This is a genomic window from Clostridium brassicae, from assembly GCF_026738875.1.
Taxonomy (GTDB): Bacteria; Bacillota; Clostridia; order Clostridiales; family Clostridiaceae; genus Clostridium_H; species Clostridium_H brassicae.
In genome coordinates this window covers 299,549-320,302 of record NZ_JAPQFJ010000001.1, presented here as the reverse complement: position 1 = coordinate 320,302, position 20,754 = coordinate 299,549, and the positions used below count along the sequence as shown (strand labels likewise).

The window sequence follows — 20,754 nt, the reverse complement described above, 5'->3', positions numbered from 1 at the left end:
GTTATACCTCTTTTAATACGGAGATGAATTCATCTGCAATCTCTTCATGTTTTGTAAACCCTGTTATTTGATTAAAAATTTCCTCAAGAGAACCTTCCATATTCTTTTTCTTTAGTTCTTCAAAAGTACCATCAGCTGCAATTTGACCATTGTTTAATAGTATTATTCTACTACTTATTTTCTCAACCACTTCCATTATATGAGATGAATAAAATATAGTTTTTCCTTCAGAAGCTAGCTTTGAAAGAACCTCTTTAAAGACAAGTACACTATTTGCATCAAGACCACTTAGAGGCTCGTCTAAAAATAAAATATCAGGATTGTGAATAAGACTTGAAATTATTAGAAGTTTTTGTCTCATACCTTTTGAATAAGAAGATATCCTAGAATGATATGCCTCCTCTATACCAAAAAGACTCATAAGTTTTTTTGCTTTATTATTTACTACATCTAATTGCATACCATATACTTCACCTAAAAAAGTTATATATTCATAAGCTGTTAAATTGTCATATATCTCTCCGTTTTCAGGAACATATCCTATTTTATTCTTATATTCTACATTCTCATAAGATATTTTGTTTCCAAATATCTCTATTTCCCCTTCATACCCCTTAACTAAGCCAAGCATTATCTTTACAGTAGTACTTTTTCCAGCACCATTAGGCCCTATATAACCAATAATTTCTCCTTTTTTTACTTCTAAATTTATTCCTTTTAATACTTCTTTACTCCCATAATTCATCTTTAAATTTCTTATAGAAACTACTACATCATTTAAAGTGCTCATTTACTTCCCCCCATTAAAATCTATAGATCATAGTCATAGATCTTTTACATAAGATTTAAATTGCTCCTTTTTTCAATATATACCCAATTGTACCATATTGATATATACATAGTATATATTTCGTTTAATTAAGCTAAAATTAAAGCACCTTTACTGCATATAAACAATAAAGGTGCTTTGTTTCTATTACTGAAAAGCTACTATTATAAATAATAATACTCCTATTATTAAGCAAGCTATACCTATTTTATTTCCTTGAATAACATTGTTATTGTGGTAATACTCAGAATAGTCATTTTTATTACCTGTTATCTTTTGAACACTTTCATTCAATCTTACTTGTGCATCAGGAGGTATTCTACTTCCCCCTCCACTTGGTGGACTAAATAATGAACTATCCCCCTTAAAACACATAATTATCCCAATGATAATTAAAATAATAGCTACATAGACTAAAGAATTGCCCATGCTTTTTCACCTGCCTATTATAATAAATATAAATTCTAGATGATTTTTGATTTAATTTAATCATAAGTTAGCCCCCAATTATAATAATATACCCCTGTATCATTATTATAAAAAAACACTCACATAATGTAAACATATATATTTTTTAATAAATATTGGGTATAACTTTAATTCTTAATAAAAATAATTATAATATTAATCTACATTTAGAATCTCATATATCTTTTCTATAAATAAACATTATTATCTCTAATAACTATTAAATCTTCGATTATAAATTTACGAGTTAATAAAACACATTATAGCGTCAGACAAATTTAACTCTTTTAAGTTCCATTTTCTTTCCATTTTCTCTATCTCTCTATAATGTAGTTTAGCCTCATTTATAAATTTATAAAAATGCTTGTCCATCCATGGAGGAGTCCATGCACCAGATCTACATATATGAATTGCGCTTACCTTAATATCCATCCCTATCTCACTCATATCTATATAATTTATATTAAACGTTTCATTTATTTCTTTAAAATCTTCAGATTCCTCAAAAGAATATGGGCTATATATTATTTTTGCATCTTTTACAATATTCTCTACAAATAATTTACCTAGCCAATTAGCACAATTAACTTCAAATTTTAATGATTCTAGCCCACCATATCCTAAATCAGAATGAGCATCAAATAAATATACTTCTTTACAATTATATTTTTCACCTATATTATATGAAAACTTGTGAGAGTCAGAAATGTATAAAGGAGTTTTTTTAGATATATTGAAATGTTTAAAAATTTTTTTCCAAAAACTATTTACCCCAGCTCCTAGTATCACTTTCTTTTCAATATTTATTCCCTTTCTTTTTTCATCAAGATATCTTTTATACCATCGATATTTTAGATTAGTGTCATTTTCAATATAAGAGCCACACCATTCTCTTTTTATTTTAACAAAGTAATCCCAATCAATACTTAAAAGAATATTTCTCATAATATCATCTCCCTAAGTAATTATTAGCACTTTCCAAGTACTGGATTGTTATTTACTTATATGGCTTGCTCAATAATTCATTTTAACAAAATAAAAACAACATATTTTCGTACTTAATCTTAGATTTTTGTTTATTTATAGATATTAAGCGAGCTAACTTATAAATTAAATTCTAAAATATATTATAAATACAATGTTTGTATGTATTATTATAAATATGTAATTATATGTTATATATACCATCATACCATTCTGTATGTTCTGTTTCAAATTAGCGTTATGTTTGGATAAATCTTTTACAATATTAGAAAAATCTAGTTCAGCTAATATTAATTCTAATTTAGTTTTAGGTTGATATTTTATAATTTCATCAAAGGATAATAAAAATTGTTGTTAAATATACATAAGTGAGATTCACTCCTTTTGTTGATTTGTTTTGTTGGTACTTAATATATTCAACATTTTGGGGTGAATCTCCTTTTTGCAATTGTAAAATATCAGTAAATTCCATGATTAAGAAATATGAAATTTACTCAATTAAAAACTTTTTCTTAAAAAGCCTCCTTCCAATTGATAAATATATCTACAGCGATTTGCTAATTCATTTGAATGTGTAACCATTATAATTGTTATTCCTTGTTTTTGAAGATTATCAAAAATATTTAAGATACTTTCTTCTGTTTTTTCATCTAAGGAACCTGTTGGCTCATCTGCTAGTATGATTGAAGGTTTTTTAATAATTGCTCTGGCAATAGCTATACGTTGTTTCTCTCCACCAGATAAATTTGAAATAGGCTTGTCTATAAACTCTTTCATATCTAATTTACTCAAAGTATTTATTACTTCCTTCTTTATCTCTTTCTCAGGAAATTTAGCATATTGTAATGGAAGTGCAATATTTTCAAATACATTTCTGTCATCTAACAAATTAAACTGTTGAGTTATAAATCCTATATATTCTCTGCGGTATTTTGCCCTTTCATCTAAAGAAGTCTTTGTTATATTTTTTCCTTTAAAAAACATTTCACCTGCTTCAAAGGGTATTAGTCCCCCTAAAATGTTTAAAAGAGTGGATTTTCCCGAACCACTTCTACCTTTAATAGCAATATAATCTCCTGGATAAACTTTAAGATCTAAATTTTTTAAAATGTTTTTATACTTACTACCATTCTTAACTTTTTTAGTTATTTTACAAAGCTCTATCAACATATCATCTCACCCTTTCTTCATCCATTAGTAAATAATCTGTAAGTGGTTTATGTATTAATTGATATGAGGATATAAAAGATAAAATAATGCTAATTATAAAAAGTAATACAAACAATATTAAATGTATTTTATAGGAGCCTATCATTAATACTTCATCTAGTATAACTATATAAGTGAAAAATGACATTAACATTATGCTGCTTATTTCTAGCCATTGTTGTATTATCAAATTAAATTTTGTAGCTCCTTGCATATAGTGAATTGCATAAAAAGGAAGTCGTCGTTTTTGCTGTAGGAATAATACTAAACTTACCAAAAACAAATTCAACCCAAAAGCAACCAAAAAAATTATTCTTATTAATTTACTGTTTTCTTGTATAACCATCATTAATCCATTATATTTTTGTAAATGTGGATTAAATCCAACAAAAGAATATTTACTAAATGAACTCATTTGAGATATAACCTCTACGTCTTCCATCATATTTCGAATTTTAACAGGATCATTGTCTGTTACAACATATCCATTAACCATTGCAAAATAAGTAATTTTTTGAAACTCACAATCTTTTTTAGATACTGGAGTATTGTAATTCTGATATGGTAATACTATATATCTATCTAAGTAAAACTCTGGTTCTCCATTATATAACACTTTACTATTTTCCTTAAAAAAACCAATTACTTTTACATTAATATCTTTAAAATAATAATTTATAGTGAATTTTTCTCCTATTTTATATACATTTTTATAAGAATCCCCTAGTAAAACAGGTATAGCATCTTTTTTATACTTAAAATCATCTTCTTCCCATTTTCTTCCCTTAGATACATCTAAATTAAAAAACTTAAAAGCTTGTTGATTCATTTGAAGGGATTTAACTGGCGTATAGCTTTTACCATCTAATTCTACTTTGGGAAAGTTTTTTCCTGTTTCATGACCCTCGATCATTGTTTCAGGTATATTCTTATTTTGTATACCAACATACTGATTCATCATTGTAAGATATTGAAAGTTATCAGCATTATCTAAACTATTATAAAAATTTTTTAGCTTTACTAATGCATCTGACTGATCAGCAAAATTTGAAAAATCGTCTTCATCATAATAACCGTCAATAAGTTGATATATTGCCTTTCCTTCATATACCTTTTTTAAACCATCTTCTTCATAATTTAATGCATCAGTAAAAGAGAGAAATGCTCCTAAAAGAATTAAAAATATAGTTATTTGTAAATAAGTAATTGCTACCATAACTTTATATTTTTTTAAATATAAAAGAAGTTCCTTAAATCTCATCTTACAACTCCTCACTTTCCAAATACATTATCAATAGGTGCTTTAATCATAAATATTAATGCAAATATACAAGAACTAATAAGAAAAAAAATGTCAACAAAAACAATTTCTTTTATGATATGAAAGGAAATATTATCTTTCAATAAAAATATGATATTTGCTATAAAACTAGCAATTAATACATTTAAACTAATCTTTTTTATATTTTCACCTATTATTGTTTTCCGAGGAATCCCTAATAAAAACATAACATACATCGTAACCTTTTCTTTTTCATACCAGTAGCGTAGATATATAAATATACTGCAAATTATTAATAAAAATGAATCTATGCTAAGTAACCTATAAAAAAAAGTAGTATTAGCTGTTTTATATAAACCTTTTGATATACCTTGAACATAAGATGTTTTTTTATATTCTTTAGTAATATCATTTACCATTTTATTTATTGTAGATTTACCGTTGCTATCTACAATCACTTTCATTCTACCAGTTGTAGGAATTTTTTCACCCTGTAATAAAATAAGATAATCTGCTCGACTTACAAAAGAAGCTCCCATAACTCCTATGACTTCATAGTCTTCTTCTTGAAAAGAAATATAATCTTTACCATTATATTTCTTTATATGTTTTACCATTTCTTTTCCAACTACAGCTTTTCTTCCTTTTATATTCTCCGAGAAAAAACTTCCTTTTTGCATAGGAGGTTTCCATTTTTCATTTTTTTGAGCAAAAAATCTAAATACATCATTGTATTCAATAAATACTCTGCATTCGTTATTGTTATTTAAATTCTCAATATATTTTTGTGGTTCATTATCATTGAATACAACATAATTTCTTGTATAAAGTCCATTTGATAATTCACTAAGTTGTTTTTGATGAACTGTATATACTAAAAAAGAAAAAGCAAATAAATTAAGACAAATAAAAAAAACAATAAATATAATATTCTTTTTCTTTAAATAATACATAAATAACCTCATTTCTAAATACAAGACTATTTATTAATATCATTAATAAATAGTCTTGTATTTTTAAAATATTGATTAATGACCCCAATATGTTCTAGCTTCTATATTTTCAAGCCATCTAGGTACATAATATGGTGAAGTGGCCTCTGTATAACCTACCCCCCATTTTCTACCACTTGTTGTTCTTACAGCTCCATGACTATTTTCCATTCGAGCAGTTGTATAGTGTTTAGTGTTTGGCCATATAGTTTCTCCATATGAAGCAAAACCAGCAGTTCCAGAATTATCCATCCACTTCATTAATCTTTTTCCTGTATGAGACTTAGGACTAGAACTTCTAACACTCCTAACACTTCTAGATGATCTAGTTCCAACATTGGAATAATATCCTCTTGATTCACTCCATCCTCCATAAGCTTTTTGCGCTTCACTATTGTGAGCAAATGAAATTGTTGAAATTCCTATAGCTAAAGTTCCACACAATGTACACATTACAATAACTTTTTTAATTTTTTTCATAAAAATTCCCCCCTATGTTTAAACAGTTCAATTAAGTTGCTACCTTTCCAGTAGCTTATCCAAATTATATAGCCCTGTAACCAGCTTTTCAATACTAAATGCATGAAACGTATAAAATGAAGCATAAACGGAATTTACTAACATTAATTGCTAATTATAATATAATTTTTAAGATTATACTTGAGAATTATAAGAAAAATTATGATATTTACGACAAAGTTTTTATTAATAACACTCACCTATAACTCATTTACGGCTAAAGAGAGTTATAGTTTATTTATTAAAAATTAAATTCAAGTTCTTGATATGTAAAACTTTATAAAAATACAATTATATCGTCCCTTGTTATGAACTATTATATTCTCTTTATATAAGAAAATTGTATAATTAAAAGTTTCAAATACGAAATACAAGTTTCATTGTGAGTAGTACTTTAAAATTTTTCTTGAAACTTCTATACAATGTGCTATAATTTTTTTAGAAAGTAATTATAATATCTTATAGATATTTACTTTCAATTATTAAATTTGTCCAGTGAGACAAAAATAACAGGAGGTAACAATAATGGGTTATTTATTATTGCAAGACGGAAGCTTATTTCAAGGTAAGATTATTGGAGAAGAAAAAAATTTACTTGGAGAAATGCTATTAAAAGATGAAAACAGCATTACCATTCAATGTCCAACAATTCATAATGAAAGCTCAACTATAAGTAATTCAAATAATATAACAGATTATATAAAACTCTCGGATACAGATTTCCAATTTTTAAAACAAAAAATTAAAAATACTAACGTTGTTATAGGAAAAATTGTTACTGATTCTTTACCTATAGACTTTCACCTTTACGACTTAAAAACTTGTGTTACATTAGGTTTAAACTAGTGCGTTTTTTCTATAATTTATTTTACTTATAAACTATAAGTAAATAACTATACCTAAATATTACTACCATTAAAATTATTTGAATTTATAATTTTAATGGTAGTTTTTATTTTATTAACTATATTTTGAAGTTTGATACTAAGTAACTAACATAATCTAACATATTGATAAAAATAATAAATTATGGTATATTATTTAAAGCAAGTGTATATACACTTGTATACACCTTTAGAGGAGAGGTCTAATTAATGAATTTTAAAGAGAAAATATTAAGATTAAAACAAAAAAAAGATGCCATTATACTAGCACATTATTATCAAAATGGAGATATTCAAGACATAGCTGATTATGTTGGAGATTCTTATTATTTAAGTGAAATAGGAAGAAATTGCACTGAGAAAAATATAATATTCTGTGGAGTTAGATTTATGGCAGAAAGTGCTAAAATTCTATCACCAAATAAAAAAGTTTTTCTTCCTAATTTAAATGCATCATGCTATATGGTATCTATGGCTAATGCTAAAGATATTGAAGAATTAAAAATAAAATATCCAAATGCTAAAGTAGTTTGTTATATAAACTCTGCTACTGAAGTTAAAGCAGTTTCAGATGTGTGTTGTACATCTTCAAGCGCTATTAATATAGTTAAAAAGTTAGATAGTAGTGAAATAATATTTGTACCAGACAAAAATCTTGGAAGCTACATACAAGAACAAATACCTGATAAGAAAATAATATTGTGGGACGGATGCTGTGTTATCCATGATATGATAAATGCTCAAGACATTATTGAAGCCAAAAATAAATACGGACAAGATATCAAGGTGTTATCGCATCCAGAATGTAAAAAAGAAGTAAGAGATTTATCAGATTTTATAGGTAGTACAGGGGATATATTGAAGTTTGCTTCGCATAACAATTTAAAAAAATATCTTATTGTAACTGAAGATGGAATTCTACATAAACTTAAACAAAAAAATCCTGATAAAGAATTCTATACTCTAAATATGATATGCAAAAATATGAAACTTACAACTCTAAAAGATCTATATCTCTGTCTTGAGAATTTAGAAAATGAGATAACTCTTGACGAAAATATAAGAAAATCAGCATATAGAGCTCTTGAAAATATGCATATTCTTGGTAGGTGATTAAATTGAATATTAATTCAGATGTACTTATAGTCGGCACTGGAATCGCTGGAATGTATACTGCATTAAATCTATATAAAAATTTAGATATAGTGATGATTACCAAATCAACATTAGAAGAATGTAATTCTTACCTTGCTCAAGGGGGAATTTCTACAGCCAGAGATGAAAAAGACAAAGACTTATTTATTGAAGACACCTTAAAAGCTGGTAATTATAAAAATGATATAAAAGCAGTAGAAGTTCTTGCATCCGAATCACTAAGTAACATTCAAGAGCTTATAAATTTAGGTGTGGAATTTGATAAAAAAAACGGATTTCTGGATTATACAAGAGAAGGTGCCCATAGTGTTAACAGAATTGTTCATTGTGCTGATAAAACAGGTAAAAAAGTCTCTGAGGCTCTATTAAAACAAGTTATAAAAAGAAAAAACATACGAATATATGAAAACACAACTCTTATAGATTTAATAGATAAAAATAATATATGTTTTGGTGGAATTGCAACAAATGAAGAAAGCATAGTTAATATATATGCTAAAAATACAATACTTTCAACAGGAGGTATAGGAGGACTATTTAAGAATTCCACTAATCAGAGAACGCTAACTGGCAATGGCATAGCTATAGCTTTAAGAAAATGTATTGATGTAAAAGATCTAAATTACATTCAATTTCATCCTACAGGATTATATGAAGATAAAGCAGAAGGAAAAAGATTTTTAATTTCAGAATCTCTAAGAGGAGAAGGTGCTAAATTAGTAAATATTAATGGTAAAAGATTTGTTGATGAATTACTTCCAAGAAATATAGTTTCGAAAGCTATATTGGAAGAAGAAAATAAAACAAATTCAAAATATGTTTATTTAGATATAACACATATGCCTAAAGAATTTATTATAAAAAGATTTCCATTAATATACAGTGAATGTAAATCAAGAAATTTAGATATCACAAAAGAGAAAATACCAGTTACACCTGTTCAACATTATTTTATGGGTGGAATAAAAGTAGACTGCTATTCACGAACTTCTATGGAAAATTTATTTGCTTGTGGTGAAGTTAGTTGTACTGGTGTGCATGGTGCTAATAGACTTGCAAGTAACTCTCTACTAGAAGCTCTAGTATTCTCAAAACGAGCTGCAAATATTATAAATAATAATATTCGTAATATAAATTTAAAGTGCATAGATAAACAAATAGATAATCAATACGCCACAAACCTTTCTCTTTTAAATAAAAAAATAGTTTTAAAAGAGTTAATAAAAATTCGGGGTGATATAAAAAATGAACTGGTTAATTATTGATAAAGTACTAATAAACGCTCTTAAAGAAGATTCTTTATACGGAGATATAACCACAGATTCTGTTATAGGTGAAGACAGCACTTGTTGCGTTGATTTGATTGCAAAAGAAAATGGTCTTATTGCAGGTATTGAGGTTTTTAAAAGAGTTTTTCAAATTTTAGGTAATGTAAATATAGACTTATTTGTAGATGATGGAAGTGCAGTTGAAAAATCACAGATTATAGGTGTAATTAAAGGGAATACACGAAATATACTAACCGGCGAACGGTTAGCCCTCAATTTGCTTCAAAAAATGAGCGGTATAGCAACTATTACTAAAAGCTTTGTAGATGAATTAAAAGGTACAAAAACCAAGCTTTTAGATACAAGAAAAACAACACCTAATTTAAGAATGCTTGAAAAATACGCAGTTAAAATTGGTGGTGGAGTTAATCACAGGTCTAGCTTATCTGATGGAATACTCATTAAAGATAATCATATAAGTGCTGCTGGTGGAATAAAAAATGCTGTCTCACTAGTAAAAAATAATGTATCTTTTGTAAGAAAAATAGAGGTAGAAGTTGAAACTATAAATCAAGTATATGAAGCATTAGAAGCTGAAGCTGATATAATAATGCTTGATAATATGGATATAGAAACAATGACAAAAGCAGTAAAAATAATTAATAAAAGAGCTATAATTGAAGCCTCCGGTAATGTAAATCTTAGTACTGTAAAATCCATCGCTAACACCGGAGTAGATTATATTTCTACAAGTAAAATTACTCATTCTGCTAAAGCATTAGATATAAGCATGAAAAATTTAAAATTAGATAAATAAATAATTTTTCAATCTAAAAAAGCACTCCTTGTTATAAAAATCAGGAGTGCCTTTATTATATAATATTCCTATAAACAAAAATTGATTTTAATAATTTTCACTTATAGCTTATAGAAATATTTATTTTTTATTTAAATGACAAAATTACATTACCTATTTAAATTTTTTGATTATACAATTTTCTCAAATATTAAGTTGCTATTTTTGCACTGTAAATTCCATCTTCATAGGAGCTAATAATTTAAATTGTTTTTTATTTTCCTTTGAAGATTGAATGCCTTTAATAAATAAAGTATATTTCTTGCCTTTTTCATATGAATTTTCTGGTTCTACTATAATAGAATTATTTTTTTTGTCGTAGCTTGCTTTTACCTTAACTTGATGATTCTTGTCATCTAAAACATAGACATTTGATGTATTTACTGTTAATTCATCTAAGCTTTTAGAGAATTTAATACCCCACTTTTTGTCCATAGGAACATTTTCTTTTTTCTCCATGTCTATCACTAATGATTTTTTATCCTTATCATCTGTAAGACTTTTTATAACAGCAAAGTTATTTTGATTTTCTTTAATTTTTGTTTCTCCACCAACTACACATAGATAATCTTGTTTTAATAAAGTATCTATAACCTTAGCAAAATTTCTTATATCTTCAGCTGTAGTTGATATAATTTCTTCTCTTTCCTTTTGCATGTCTTCTTGTTTAGTCTCACTTATATACAAACTATCGGCTATCATTGCATCACCAGCAGGACCTAACATACTATTTATAAAATTATTAGCAGCATCCATTTTTCCAATAGTTCCTATTATAAAGTTAGTCATTTCTTGTTCGCTTGCATCAAATTTACTAAGATATTCTGGAATTCCATCAATAATATCTAAAGTTTCCTTTAAATTTGGATCTCTATAAGATGAAAATATTACATTAGAATTATTTAAATCCATGCTAGTTCCATAAGCTCCGCCTTTTATTCTTATATTGTTCCACAAATATCCACCTTGTAATATATTAGCAAGTACCATAAGTTTTCCAGTTTGCTCATAACCTGCTTTTTTCAAATCTCCGCCTTTTGTTACATATTGAACCTTTGAAGGTATCATTATTCCCTCATTAATATTAGAACTATCAAAAACATATTTATTACTTTGCAATTTTTCATTTCTTAAATTATTTGAAAAGCTTTTGAAATTATTAACAAAATTATTATAATCTTTTTCTTCTCCAGTATAACTAACTATCATATCTTGCTTGTTAAATACAAGATTCTTAACTTCTTCTAGATTTTTTATTATTTCATCACTTTTACTATCAAAATTTTTATCTAAATCACATAAAAATTTATAAAATTCTTCTGTCTGGTGATTATTGTATTTACCTGACTCTGACATATAAGATACTATTTTTTGCATAGCTACACTATCACCACTTGAATTTAATACTGATTCATTTACCATCTTTATATTCTTTATTTTATCTTTTAACTTTGCTTTATCATTTAATTTACTATTGTATATTATTTCTTTTACTAATTCAAAGCTTATAGGTGTCTTTTCTTTTAATGATGTAATACTCACCATCATTTTAGGGTGATATACATTGTTGTCTTTCTGTTTTACAAAATTGTTATTTTGAATACTAATACCACCTGAATTTTTTAATATTTCCTCCATTAAATCTTCTTCACTATATTTCTTTGTATCCATACTACCTAAAAGTCCACTTAACAAATACATATAACATAATTTTTCTTGAGGTACTTTAGTAGTATCGAAAAATAATCTTATATAATCGACTCCATTAGTATAAATAGGATGGTACAGTGTTTTAATTCCATCTATATCTTTTTCTACTGTGTTGTATTCTTTAGCTTTGCTACTTATGTCTTCACGAGTAAGGCTTGGAAGTTTACTTAAAGCTTCTTTTGAATTTGGAGTTTCTTGCCATTTTTTAAGTTCTTTTGTTTGTTGTACAAGTTTATTTATTTCATCTTTTGAAAGACTAGCTTTAATTTTTGCTAATTTTCCTTTTAATTCAGCTTCCTTCTTTTCTTCAAGTCCAGGTGAAGGTTTTAAAACTATTAAAGATGCATGTTTATTATCTAATAAATATTTTTGTACTAACGTCTGCAAATATCCATTTTTTATCTTATCTTTAAGATTGTTTATATCTGAGTTTATATTTAAATATAATGTTGGTTCTCCATCATATAACCAGCTTCTCATCATTAACATATTATATGCAAGGGCAAAGTTGCCTTTTACAGTACGATTAGAAAGTTCATATACATTAAGTACAGAATTCATTAAATCTTTATCAAATCCATTTTTAGCTACGTCTTTAAGCGTTTTATCAATTATTTCTTGGAACTTCTCTTTCTTACTTTCATCTACATTTTGTGCATTTATGCTAAATACGGGTTGCAAAGAATTAGGATTAAAGCTTGCGCTAACATTCTCTCCAAATCCATTTTCCTTTAATGCCTTTGAAATAGGAGAAGACGGCATACCTGCTAACAATGTCTGAAGTACTGAAAATCCTAAAACTACATCCTTGTTTTTCACAGTATCCACTACATAGTTTGAACTTAAATAAGTTTTATTTTCAATTGATGTACCTTTTGGTATTGAATATTCTTCAACCTTCATTTTTCTTTCATTAAATGGTTTTTGAATTTGTAACTCTGTTTTGACTTCTTTTTTATCAAAATTATTTAAATAGTTTTCACCTATATATTTTAAAGCTTTGTTTATATTTAAATTTCCTGATAAATAGAAATAACTATTTGAAGGATTATAATACTCTTTATATGTATTTACAAACTTTTGATAAGTTAAATTTGGCATTTCTTCAGGATATCCGCCAGACTCATATTTATACGAGGTGTCTGGGAAAAGAGATTGATTAATAGCCCTATTTAATATACGATCAGGACTAGAATAATTTCCTTTCATTTCGTTATAAACTATGCCATTATACTTTAACTCATCATTAGGAGATTTTAGTTCATATCTCCAGCCTTCTTCTTTAAATATTTTTTCATCTGTAGCCATATTAGGGCAAAAAACAGCATCTAAATATATACTCATTAAGTTTTCAAAGTCTTTACTATTTTTACTTGACACTGGATACATAGTGCTATCTGATGCAGTCATAGCATTTAAGAAAGTATTTAATGAACGTTTGCTCATTTCTATAAAAGGATCTTTAACTGGATATTTCTTAGAACCTTGCAGAACTGAATGTTCTATAATATGATTTATTCCTGTATCATCCTTAGAAGGAGTACGGAAATTAACACAAAACATTTTATCTTCGTTTTTATTGTCTAGAAACATAAGACGTGCTCCACTCTTAGGATGTTTATATTCATAAGCATTGCATTTTAAATCTTCAACCCATTTTTTTGATACTAACTGAAATCCCCCTAAATCCTCTTGATTTGCTACCAATGCATAACAAGTCTTTGAATTTAAATCTAATGCCTTAACTTTGCCCATACTTCCCATTACTAAAGTTTGAGAAGTAATAACTGCTGCCAAAGTTAAAACCAATGTAGATTTTAATTTTCTGTTCATTGTTAACTCCCCTTTTTTTATGAAAATTTGTAATTCTAGTACATATTAGCATATAATTTATTCTTATACAATTATTAGGAGTAAACTTAAGATTTACTTAAGGTTTATTGTATTTTTATATTATTAGCTTGCCCAATAATTCACATTAACTTACTTTTTTATTTCCATATATCTCATTATTCCAAATTTTCCTTTATACTGAATTTTATTATTCTTAATAAGCTCAGTAATTCTCCAAACTATATACGTATCAGTTGTTAGGTCTTTATTATGTCCTAATACATTACCAACAGCCCTAGCAGATTTCCTAAATTTTTCCTCTACATAATGTAATATAAACTCATCAAAATAATCCTCTGACACACTTATAACTTTACCGTCCTTATAAACTCTAAGATTAGTATTTTTACTTTTCAAAACTTTGAAATTTTCTGATAAAGATTGATACATCTCTTCATTAATCTTTTTAGATATCTTCATAAACTCTGGAAATCTTTTTGGGGCTATTTCTCCAATCGCTCTTGGAGTAAATTCATTAATCATACCTTGATTGTATGTAACTTCTGATGCATTAATTAAATAAGTTTTATCTAAACTACAATTCAATAATTCAAGAGTATACATTAATCCTGTAAGTTCCATAGCATTTTCAGCACACCAAAAATATATAGTGTCCTCATTATCTACATTTATAATTTCTTTATGATACTCATCATATTTTTCCTTAAACTCCCTTACTCCCCAAACTTCTAATTCATTATATATTTCTTTGTAAAATTCTGAATTCTTATCTTCTTTTAATAAAATTGTATTCTTAAGTTCTTCATATAAGATAATCTTTTTCAACCATTTTAATCTTTTGTCTATGGTATTTAATTTGTCTATAGGACCATTAGATAAATCATCATAAAGACATATAACCTTATCTCCTTTAATTACCTCACTTTTAATTGCATGCTTTAAGCTTCCACCAGCACTTGCAGAAAAACATATATGAATTACTCTATCCATATTTCCCCTCCTTCAACATAAACCTATCTTGAAGCATAATTAATAAGTAAAACAAATAATACTATACTAAGTTATATTTGTTTTACTAAAATAAATTATAGGAAACCTTAAAGCATTTTACAATCTTATCTATTCAATAATTTTACTCATTTCACTTGCTATATCCTTTAAATTCTCAGTATTAACTGATATTTCTTCTATAAGGTTTACATTTTCATTAATCTTCTCAGTTACATTTTTAAATTTACTTATAGTCTCTTTAGTAGTTCCATATATATTCGCATTAAATTTTACAACACTATTTACTTCAGTTAGCAATACTTCAGCAGATGTATTGATATCTTTTATATCATTTACAGATGTATTTAATACTAACATCATTTTTCCTACACTATTAAATACTGAATTTAATATATTGTTTCCCTCTATTATCTCTCCATTGTTGTTTATCATAAGATTTTCTACTTTACAAACATTCCCCTTAAGTTCATTTGTAATTAAACCAACTTCATCTAAGGATTGTTTAGTGCTTTCAGAAAGTTTTTGTATTTCAGTAGCTACTACTGCAAATCCTTTACCTGCTTCTCCAACCCTTGCAGCTTCAATTGATGCATTTAATGCTAAAAGATTAGTTTTATCTGAAATATCCGCTAAAATTTTAAAAATACTATCTAGTTGATCTGATTTCTCATTTAATACTTTTGTAGCATTAAGAGTATTTTCTATACTTTCTTTTATATTGTTTATAATCTCTAGTGCTTTATTGAGTGAATTTTTATTTTCATTAGCGATATCTATTAAATCAGAAGATAATTTTTCTGTATCTTTCGCTTTTGTAGATACTGTTTGGTTTAAATTCTGTAAGCCTTCTAATATTTCCCTATTTTTTTCTGTTTTTTCTAACATTTCATTACTATCTTGATTAACATCAGTACTAGTACTTGCTATTTCTTGAATGAAGCTATGTTCATCCTCTATAACAGCCGTTAAGTTTTCACTAGAACTTAATAAAGTTTGTGAAAACTCTGATATTCTAGTAAATAAATTTGATATTTTTTTGTTATGTTCAACTTCTGTTTTCATTTTAAGATCAACTTTTTCTAATAAATCACTAGAAAGATACATGAAAAAATATATTCCAAAACATATTAAGGGTATAACAACTAATCTCATAATACCTTCCCTCAACAACACATCTTGTGATGGTAAAACCGAAGGATTCATTTTGAAAATTAATATCTGAGAAATAATACCTAATCCAATTGATTCTATGATTAACTTTTTATCTAAAAATGCTGCACATAATAAAATAAAGTAAAATACACATACCCATAATTCTTTAGATGGAATCATAATTGACATATAAATATAATTTACAAAACACCCTAATCCCACTAAAGTTTTAACTCTAGAAAATTTCTTATCACTTGTTTTTTCTCTATCTGAAATTTTGTTTTTCGTAAGTCCTAATACTATATTTTCCAATAAACCTATTACAATAAATCCAATTATATATTTCCACTCAACTTCTGGATATAATCCAAACGCTTTCACACTAGGAAATAATAATACTGCTGCAGTAATACTTAAAATATAAATATTTATAACTAACTTATAAGTTTTTCTTTGATAATCTATAATGGTATTAACATTATTATCCATTGAATGTCCCTCCGATTTTATATGTTTATATTTAAATAAACTTTTAAAAGTTATTAATATAACAAGACATAACTTTAATTTATTAAATTGATTTTAAAAATCAAATTATAATTAAAATTTATATAATATAGAAGTCATTGTATATCCAGCTCCTACTGAACAAAATACCACATAATCGTTTTCTTTTATCTTATTATCTTTTAGAGCCCTATGTAATGCAAAAAATGGGCTTGATACCCCAGTATACCCATATTCATTTCCTACAAATGTATACTTATCTAACCCTACATTCATCTTTTTTAAAGTTTCTTCTACATCTGGCTTTGAGAATTGTGAAAATAAAAAATGTCCTATTTCTTCTGGTTGCAAGCTATATCTATCAAGCATTTCAGTTATAACTTTTTTCCAATTAGTAGCTAAAAAACTGAAATCAAACGGAGACCACAGTAACTGCTTAGCCCTTGATTGTACATCATTTTTATGTAATTTAGATAATCCACACAAAGGATTTAAAAATGAATTATGATAATTACTGTCTGTAAATGTATTAGAGTCTATAAACCCTCTACTCTCATTTTCCTCCACTGCTTCAAGTATGATAGCAGCACTACCATCTGCAAATGTTGGATAAGTTAAATCATCATTTTTGTCTATTACAGAACTTATCATCAATGATCCTACAACAAGTGCTTTTTTAATATTATTATTAGATTTCATATATCTACTTACTACGTCCATAGCTGTTAACATTCCTATACAATTAGAATTCATATCATAAACAAGATGTGCATTTTTAGCTTTAATTTCATTATTTATCTTTAATGCATTACTAGGAAAAGTATACTCTGGTGTATCAGAAGCGAATACTATCATATCAAGCTCTTCTGGACATATATTAGCAGCCTTCATCACCTTTTTAGAAGATTCAACTGCTAAGGTTAATGCATTTTCCTCATTTAAATCTCCAAAATACCTATACTCTCGTCCTAAATGTTCCATTAATTTTTCTACTTTTTCAGCCTCTTTATCAAAGTGTTTAATAAAAAATGAATTATGTACTTTGTTTTTAGGATGATATATTTCTATTCCTTTTAATCTTATGTTCCTATAAGTCATATACATATTCCTCCTTGGTTAGTTAAATTATGATATAAACCAATTATCGTCTATTAAGACTAAATTTTAACACAAAAATTAATTTTATTATAAAAAATATTATATTTTAAATTTTTAACTCATTAATATTTAAAAAAAACTCTAAATTTAGAATTAAAATTTTATAAATTCCCTATTTTTGTTATAAATTATATGCAAACCTAATGAAGTTTTTTAAACAAACATTTGAAAAGTTCTTTAATGTATTCTTACAATTTATTCATAAAAAATATAATAATTTTATAATTTATTTTATATATTTTAAACATGTACTTTTATTTGAACTATTTATTTTTCATTAAGTATATGCTTTATTTAAATATTTCACATCATAAGTTATCTTAAATAATTATTAACTTCAATTTGTTCATTAATCCTTTAAAGATTAGTTTTTTCTCTCAAACTAATTATATTTTCTAAGAAAAGAAAATTATTAAATACTTATGTAACTTAACATGTGAAACATATAGGGAGGTAATATATGATATGCGATGCTGTATTTGAAGGTGGTGGAATGAGAGGAATAGGTTTGATTGGGGCACTGAGTTACTTTGAAAAGAAAGAATATAAATGGAGAAAGGTAGGTGGAAGCTCTGCGGGGGCTATACTTGCTGCTCTTTTAGCATCTGGCTATACTTCAAAAGAAATAGAGAAAATAATGGTTCAAACTAATTTTCTTAAATTTTTAGATAAGGATAGGATGCAAAAAATCCCTCTGCTTGGAAAACCCTTGGGAGTCTTTGCAGAGAAAGGAATTTATTCAGGAAACTATTTTGAAAAATGGATAGAAGAGCTACTAAACAAAAAAGACGTTTCTACATTTAAGGATATTTGTAAAAATGGAGAATGTAAACTGAAAGTAATTGCTTCAGACATTACAAAAAAAAAGATGTTAATACTTCCAGATAGCCTTTCTGATTATGGGATAAATCCAATGAATTTTAAAATTTCTAAAGCTATAAGGATGAGTATGAGTATTCCTTTTTACTTCAAGCCTGTAAAATTTAAATATCATGGTGGAATTAGTTATGTTGTAGATGGTGGAATATGTTGGAACTATCCTATATCTATATTTGACACTAATGATAAGTATGACATACCAACCATTGGTTTTAAATTCAAAACTTCAAATTTAAGTTATACTTCTGAAGGGAAAACAGACCCAATGTCTTTTTTATTCGACATTGCAGATACAATGACATGTAGAACAAATGGAAGATATTTAAGCGAAGAAGATACTGCTAGAACAGTTTTTGTGCCAGCTTTTAATGTAGATGTAACAGATTTTAATCTTTCAAAGGAAAAAAGTTTAATGCTTTTCAAATCTGGATATAGAGCTGCAAAAAACTTTTTGGATACATGGGATTTTCAAGAATATATTAAAAAATATATTATATAATCTAGATCACTATTTAATTGATCCTATCAAAATAAATTCACCTTGAAAATTAGCATTCTTAAGATAAGATATTAGTATATATTCATTTTTCTTATTTATTATGATACATTCCACATAACTTATTCAATAATTTAATGGAGGAAATTGTACAATTTAAAGTTCCCAACACAAGAATTATACAATTTCCTTAATTTTCTAAAACATAGTCTTATCATAAAATTCCTTTAGATATTTATATTCCTGAAAATTCAAAACATCGAACTCATTATCTGTTGCACTTAATACTCTATTTCTACATATTTTAAGTCTTTCTAACATAGGTTTAATCATAGAGCTTGTCTGATTGACAAAAGCTAATATTTCCTTTTCTTTAATTGGTATCTTATAACCATTTTGGCTACTAGAAATTATTACTCCGGCATCTCTTAACTTAGCTATTATCCTTGTCTTAAAATATTGTGGATTATATTCTCTTCCTGTTATTTCACATAAATTATTTATAATATCTCTAGAAGATATATACTCATTTGATTTTTGAGAAATTAGCATACTTAACAAATATCTTAGTACATAAACTTGTTCCTGTTTCTCAATATGATTACTATTTTTATTATTTTTAATAAATTTAATAGCTAGCCTTACACTGCTATATGCTATGTTTTCGTCATAATCATCACTCTTATATTGTTCTAATTTTTTAATATAATCTTCTAATTCTTGGGGCCATATTACAATAGGTAAAAGCTTATCTTGCAATATATCCATATATACACTTAATTCATATGACTTAAGACTTTCTTCATACCCAGCTGCAATTATTTGGCAAATTACTTCAGATAGCTGCATTAAGTTTTCAGATTTATTATTACTAAATCCAAACTCATATTCACCTAATAGATTTGGAATATGATTTTTTAAAATATATTTTTTAAACTCTTCCATGAATTGCTTGTCCTCATCTGACTTAACTATTATTTGCAACTTAGGAAAATAATTATGTATCTCATTATAAAGTAATCCATTAAGAAATTTCAAAAATGACTTAGTACACCTTAATCCACTACTCTCAAATATCTTCTTTTTATCAACAATGACTGAAAAAATTTCAAACTCTAAATCTTTAATTTTATTAAGTATCATAACTCTATTAGGATAACTATTTAAACTTTGTATAATATTAGTTTCCCCAACCCTTAAAAATTCTTTACTGATTTTACTCATCTCATTTTCTAAATAGTCTAGATTATTTTCATCTACTAACATAGCTATTATTATAAAGTAAGAAGATGTATCTTTTTTATCAAAATCCAGGCTATAATTTCCTCTTTCATTTATAAATCCATACATTCTTTTACTACCATCAATGAATGAAGTAATATTACTCACAACTTCTTCCCCCTTATTACAATATATTGGGTTTATTTTATTATACCATATTTTTCTATTTATTTTAAAATATTACCATATATGTTTTGGATTATGTTTAATAAATTACTAAGTTAAAATATTATTGTTTTTATCATATATAGTAATTATAC

General features: G+C 26.3%; 17 protein-coding genes. 5 read left to right on the top strand and 12 right to left on the bottom strand.

All coding sequences use genetic code 11. The features are described 5' to 3' along the window. Position 1 precedes the first annotated feature (1 nt). The 7 genes from OW729_RS01505 to OW729_RS01475 all read right to left on the bottom strand — a co-directional run bounded on the left by OW729_RS01505 (position 2) and on the right by OW729_RS01475 (position 6,244). Positions 2-790, bottom strand: a complete 789-nt coding sequence (locus tag OW729_RS01505; RefSeq protein WP_268059630.1) for an ABC transporter ATP-binding protein — start codon at positions 788-790, stop codon at positions 2-4. Between the two features lie 186 nt (positions 791-976). Then, positions 977-1,258, bottom strand: a complete 282-nt coding sequence (locus OW729_RS01500) for a hypothetical protein (protein ID WP_268059629.1) — start codon at positions 1,256-1,258, stop codon at positions 977-979. Positions 1,259-1,537: 279 nt separating this feature from the next. After that, complete coding sequence (locus OW729_RS01495) at positions 1,538-2,242, bottom strand: arginase (RefSeq protein ID WP_268059628.1); 705 nt, start codon at positions 2,240-2,242, stop codon at positions 1,538-1,540. A gap of 537 nt (positions 2,243-2,779) precedes the next feature. Further along, positions 2,780-3,451, bottom strand: coding sequence for an ABC transporter ATP-binding protein (locus OW729_RS01490; RefSeq protein ID WP_268059627.1), 672 nt, complete (start codon positions 3,449-3,451; stop codon positions 2,780-2,782). Between the two features lies 1 nt (position 3,452). Beyond that, complete coding sequence (locus OW729_RS01485) at positions 3,453-4,751, bottom strand: hypothetical protein (RefSeq protein WP_268059626.1); 1,299 nt, start codon at positions 4,749-4,751, stop codon at positions 3,453-3,455. A gap of 11 nt (positions 4,752-4,762) precedes the next feature. Next, positions 4,763-5,725 carry a hypothetical protein gene (locus OW729_RS01480; RefSeq protein WP_268059625.1) on the bottom strand — a complete coding sequence of 321 codons (963 nt, stop codon included), beginning with the start codon at positions 5,723-5,725 and terminating at the stop codon, positions 4,763-4,765. 75 nt (positions 5,726-5,800) lie between these two features. Then, the gene (locus tag OW729_RS01475) at positions 5,801-6,244 is read right to left on the bottom strand and encodes a hypothetical protein (protein ID WP_268059624.1); all 444 of its coding nucleotides are present in this window, start codon (positions 6,242-6,244) and stop codon (positions 5,801-5,803) included. Between the two features lie 564 nt (positions 6,245-6,808). On the opposite strand from OW729_RS01475, the gene OW729_RS01470 reads away from it, so the two are divergent. The 4 genes from OW729_RS01470 (at position 6,809) to nadC (ending at position 10,407) form a co-directional block, all read left to right on the top strand. Further along, the gene (locus OW729_RS01470) at positions 6,809-7,129 is read left to right on the top strand and encodes a hypothetical protein (protein WP_268059623.1); all 321 of its coding nucleotides are present in this window, start codon (positions 6,809-6,811) and stop codon (positions 7,127-7,129) included. A gap of 248 nt (positions 7,130-7,377) precedes the next feature. Further along, a complete protein-coding gene (nadA, locus tag OW729_RS01465) occupies positions 7,378-8,280 on the top strand; it encodes a quinolinate synthase NadA (RefSeq protein ID WP_268059622.1) in 903 nt (300 codons plus the stop codon). Positions 8,281-8,285: 5 nt separating this feature from the next. Next, a complete protein-coding gene (locus tag OW729_RS01460; protein ID WP_268059621.1) occupies positions 8,286-9,587 on the top strand; it encodes an L-aspartate oxidase in 1,302 nt (433 codons plus the stop codon). Further along, a complete protein-coding gene (gene nadC, locus OW729_RS01455; RefSeq protein WP_268059620.1) occupies positions 9,568-10,407 on the top strand; it encodes a carboxylating nicotinate-nucleotide diphosphorylase in 840 nt (279 codons plus the stop codon). The genes OW729_RS01460 and nadC overlap by 20 nt, the downstream gene beginning before the upstream one ends. Before the next feature lie 198 nt (positions 10,408-10,605). Here nadC and OW729_RS01450 read toward each other — a convergent pair whose 3' ends face one another. The 4 genes from OW729_RS01450 to OW729_RS01435 all read right to left on the bottom strand — a co-directional run bounded on the left by OW729_RS01450 (position 10,606) and on the right by OW729_RS01435 (position 17,778). Next, on the bottom strand, positions 10,606-13,989 hold the full coding sequence (locus OW729_RS01450; RefSeq protein WP_268059619.1) for an insulinase family protein: 3,384 nt from the start codon (positions 13,987-13,989) through the stop codon (positions 10,606-10,608). Positions 13,990-14,139: 150 nt separating this feature from the next. After that, the gene (locus OW729_RS01445) at positions 14,140-15,000 is read right to left on the bottom strand and encodes a DUF1835 domain-containing protein (RefSeq protein WP_268059618.1); all 861 of its coding nucleotides are present in this window, start codon (positions 14,998-15,000) and stop codon (positions 14,140-14,142) included. A gap of 129 nt (positions 15,001-15,129) precedes the next feature. Then, positions 15,130-16,662: a methyl-accepting chemotaxis protein gene (locus OW729_RS01440; protein ID WP_268059617.1), complete on the bottom strand. Its 1,533-nt coding sequence runs from the start codon at positions 16,660-16,662 to the stop codon at positions 15,130-15,132. Between the two features lie 111 nt (positions 16,663-16,773). After that, positions 16,774-17,778, bottom strand: coding sequence for a ketoacyl-ACP synthase III (locus OW729_RS01435; protein ID WP_268059616.1), 1,005 nt, complete (start codon positions 17,776-17,778; stop codon positions 16,774-16,776). 520 nt (positions 17,779-18,298) lie between these two features. Here OW729_RS01435 and OW729_RS01430 point away from each other — a divergent pair. Then, entirely contained in the window at positions 18,299-19,216 is a 918-nt protein-coding gene (locus tag OW729_RS01430) for a patatin-like phospholipase family protein (protein WP_268059615.1), read from the top strand. Positions 19,217-19,411: 195 nt separating this feature from the next. Here OW729_RS01430 and OW729_RS01425 read toward each other — a convergent pair whose 3' ends face one another. Beyond that, a complete protein-coding gene (locus OW729_RS01425; RefSeq protein ID WP_268059614.1) occupies positions 19,412-20,602 on the bottom strand; it encodes a hypothetical protein in 1,191 nt (396 codons plus the stop codon). Positions 20,603-20,754 lie beyond the last annotated feature (152 nt).

What these genes read in the sequence shown, in the direction of transcription:
- OW729_RS01485 (WP_268059626.1), bottom strand. Translation starts at nt 4,751, where the DNA reads ATGAGATTTAAGGAACTTCTTTTATATTTAAAAAAATATAAAGTTATG.
- OW729_RS01445 (WP_268059618.1), bottom strand. Translation starts at nt 15,000, where the DNA reads ATGGATAGAGTAATTCATATATGTTTTTCTGCAAGTGCTGGTGGAAGC.
- OW729_RS01450 (WP_268059619.1), bottom strand. Translation starts at nt 13,989, where the DNA reads ATGAACAGAAAATTAAAATCTACATTGGTTTTAACTTTGGCAGCAGTT.
- OW729_RS01505 (WP_268059630.1), bottom strand. Translation starts at nt 790, where the DNA reads ATGAGCACTTTAAATGATGTAGTAGTTTCTATAAGAAATTTAAAGATG.
- OW729_RS01430 (WP_268059615.1), top strand. Translation starts at nt 18,299, where the DNA reads ATGATATGCGATGCTGTATTTGAAGGTGGTGGAATGAGAGGAATAGGT.
- OW729_RS01435 (WP_268059616.1), bottom strand. Translation starts at nt 17,778, where the DNA reads ATGACTTATAGGAACATAAGATTAAAAGGAATAGAAATATATCATCCT.
- OW729_RS01440 (WP_268059617.1), bottom strand. Translation starts at nt 16,662, where the DNA reads ATGGATAATAATGTTAATACCATTATAGATTATCAAAGAAAAACTTAT.
- OW729_RS01500 (WP_268059629.1), bottom strand. Translation starts at nt 1,258, where the DNA reads ATGGGCAATTCTTTAGTCTATGTAGCTATTATTTTAATTATCATTGGG.
- OW729_RS01475 (WP_268059624.1), bottom strand. Translation starts at nt 6,244, where the DNA reads ATGAAAAAAATTAAAAAAGTTATTGTAATGTGTACATTGTGTGGAACT.
- OW729_RS01480 (WP_268059625.1), bottom strand. Translation starts at nt 5,725, where the DNA reads ATGTATTATTTAAAGAAAAAGAATATTATATTTATTGTTTTTTTTATT.
- nadC (WP_268059620.1), top strand. Translation starts at nt 9,568, where the DNA reads ATGAACTGGTTAATTATTGATAAAGTACTAATAAACGCTCTTAAAGAA.
- OW729_RS01495 (WP_268059628.1), bottom strand. Translation starts at nt 2,242, where the DNA reads ATGAGAAATATTCTTTTAAGTATTGATTGGGATTACTTTGTTAAAATA.
- OW729_RS01470 (WP_268059623.1), top strand. Translation starts at nt 6,809, where the DNA reads ATGGGTTATTTATTATTGCAAGACGGAAGCTTATTTCAAGGTAAGATT.
- nadA (WP_268059622.1), top strand. Translation starts at nt 7,378, where the DNA reads ATGAATTTTAAAGAGAAAATATTAAGATTAAAACAAAAAAAAGATGCC.
- OW729_RS01490 (WP_268059627.1), bottom strand. Translation starts at nt 3,451, where the DNA reads ATGTTGATAGAGCTTTGTAAAATAACTAAAAAAGTTAAGAATGGTAGT.